This is a genomic window from Paenibacillus zanthoxyli JH29 (assembly GCF_000520715.1).
In the GTDB taxonomy this organism is placed as follows: Bacteria; Bacillota; Bacilli; order Paenibacillales; family Paenibacillaceae; genus Paenibacillus_AQ; species Paenibacillus_AQ zanthoxyli.
The window spans coordinates 1-2,469 of the sequence record NZ_ASSD01000581.1 but is presented as its reverse complement, the minus strand read 5'-3'; the positions used below and the strand labels follow the sequence as shown (position 1 = coordinate 2,469).

General features: G+C 55.0%; 3 protein-coding genes. All 3 read right to left on the bottom strand.

What is annotated here, in order from left to right; translation table 11 throughout:
- Positions 1-287: NAD-dependent epimerase/dehydratase family protein (locus L691_RS0122480; RefSeq protein WP_025692548.1), on the bottom strand; the 287-nt coding region annotated here is incomplete at its 3' end.
- Positions 284-1,270: a polysaccharide biosynthesis protein gene (locus tag L691_RS0122475; protein ID WP_025692547.1), complete on the bottom strand. Its 987-nt coding sequence runs from the start codon at positions 1,268-1,270 to the stop codon at positions 284-286. The genes L691_RS0122480 and L691_RS0122475, both read right to left, overlap by 4 nt.
- Complete coding sequence (gene wecB, locus L691_RS0122470) at positions 1,260-2,354, bottom strand: non-hydrolyzing UDP-N-acetylglucosamine 2-epimerase (RefSeq protein WP_025692546.1); 1,095 nt, start codon at positions 2,352-2,354, stop codon at positions 1,260-1,262. Before wecB ends, L691_RS0122475 begins: the two co-directional genes overlap by 11 nt.
- Between the last annotated feature and the right edge of the window lie 115 nt (positions 2,355-2,469).

The following is a 2,469-nucleotide window of genomic DNA, read 5'->3' as shown; positions in this document are numbered from 1 at the left end:
GCGGCCCGCCGCAGACGGTGGGGAAGAAAGCCGTTGATATGGTAGGCCGCGATTTTCTGCTCTTCTGCGGATTGGTTAAGTACGCCCAGCGCGTTAATGATGCAGTGGGGCGAGACAATAGCTATTGTACTCTCCACAGCCGCAATATCGTCGGCATCCAGCAGAAGTCCCTGCTGGTCGCTTTTGTCCCGGGTTGTGTAAAATACCTGGTGCTTGCCCTGAAGGCGAAAGTAATCTGCCAGCATATGCCCCGCCATGCCATTTCCGCCGAGGATCAGCAGCTTCATTGCAGGAAACCTCCCCGGATCAGGATGTCCTTGATTTCTTGTTTGGACATCAGATTATTCCCGGAACTGAAGCTGCTGAAGGACACCGGCTCACAATTTTGATAGCGCGACTTCAGATGAGGCATATTAAGCGTAGGCAATATGACAAGATACTGCTCGTCGTATACTACGGTCGTCAGGCTCTCGAAATCGCTCATCAGAATTTCATTGATTTTTTCCCCGGGACGAATGCCTGTCTCGATCATCCTTACGTCTTGTCTATCGGAGGCCTCGATGAGCACTTCGGCCAAATCGACAATCCGGCAGGTCGGCATAGTCATCACGAAAATCTCGCCGCCCACGCTGACCTCGGAAGCTTTGAACAGCAGGGAAATCGCATCGCTCAGCGTCAGGAAGAACCGGGTCATATTGAAATCGGTAATCCGCACTTCGCCTTTGTCCCGAATCTGCTTCATGAACAAATGGACGACGCTGCCGTTCGTTCCAAGCACATTCCCGCCCCGCACAGTAACGAACTTGGTGCTTGACCCAAGCAGATTCGCATAGACGATCAGCTTCTCGCCGATGGCCTTGGTCATGCCATAGAAGTTCGACGGATTGGCCGCCTTGTCAGTCGAGATATAAATCACTTTTTCCACCTTGTTCGCTATCGCCGCTTCAATGACATTCTGCGTACCGATGACGTTCGTCTTGAGCGCCTCGTACGGCTGATCCTCGCAGACGGGGACATGCTTCAGCGCTGCCAGATGGAACAAGTAATCCACCCCCCGGCATGCCGCAATGAGAGCTTCCTTATCGCGGATATCACCGATGACAAAGCATAACCGTCTGTCCTCGAATTCCCGGCTCATGGCTACCTGGGCGGATTCGCTGCGAGAGAAAATAATGATTTCCTTCGGATTCTGCGGCAGAAGCTGCCGGACCAGCTCATGTCCCCAGGAACCGGTACCGCCTATAACCGCAATCCGTTGATTATTGAACATACAGGTTCCCTCCAAGTAAAAATTTGACGACCTTTTGCGATACATCCGAATCCAGATAGCCGTCAGGGACTTCCCACTTGCGGCTCATCGAGGTCATCAGCCGGGCGCACCGCAAAATACTTTCGCTGTCCACTCCAGAGACGATATTGCTTCCGCAGTCCACCGTCTCCGGACGCTCGGTCGTCCGCCGGATCGTGACGGTCGGCACGCCCAGCAGGCAGCATTCCTCCTGAACGGTGCCGCTGTCGGTGATGGCGCAGCGCGCATTCTTCTCCAAAGCGACAAAATCGAAAAAGCCGAACGGCTCGTAAAACTCGACGAAGCGGTGCATCTGCAGCGGAAGGGAGTTCGAAAGCTTAGACCGGGTACGTGGATGGATGCTGCAAATCAGACGAAGGCCGAGGTGACCGGCGATCAGGTTTAAACCTTTCAAGATCTCGAACAGCGTCTCCGGCTGGTCGACATTCTCGGCGCGGTGAGCGGTAACGAGAACGTATTTCCCCGGTTTAAGGCTAAGCCGCTTCAAAATTTTGCTGGCTGCAATTTGCGGAGCGTAATGTGTCATCACTTCATAAATCGGATTGCCGGTGAGCATGATCCGGGCATTCGGAATGCCCTCGGCCTCCAGATGCCGTTTGCTCTGCGGCGTATAGGGCATGTTAATGGTCGAGACGGCGTCGATGACGCGCCGGTTCTTCTCTTCCGGCACTCCTAGATCATAGCAGCGGTTGCCCGCTTCCATATGAATGACCGGAATGCCCATCCGCTCGGCCAGAATGGCGCATAGCGCGCTGTTCGTATCGCCAAGCAGCAGAACGCGGTCCGGCTGTTCCTTCAGCAGGATCGGCTCCAGCCCGCCGAACATAGCGGCAAGCTGTCCGCCAAGCCCCGCCTGCTTCTCCTGAAGCATGTAATCCGGCGCCCGCAGCCCCAACTCCTCAAAGAAAATGCCGCTTAGGCTGGCAGTGAAATTCTGGCCCGTATGCACCAGCACATGACTGTCCGCATACCGGTCCAGAAGCGGAATAATTACGCTCAGGCGGATGATCTCAGGGCGCGTGCCCAGAATGGTCATGATTTTCATGCGTTCACTCCCCTGCTTGAATCTTGATGATGATTTAGTTTCAGGACCGGCAGGCAGGCCGTGCGCGAACCCCGGCGAAGTATGCAAGGGCAGGCCGGGAATCGGCAATGAGCCA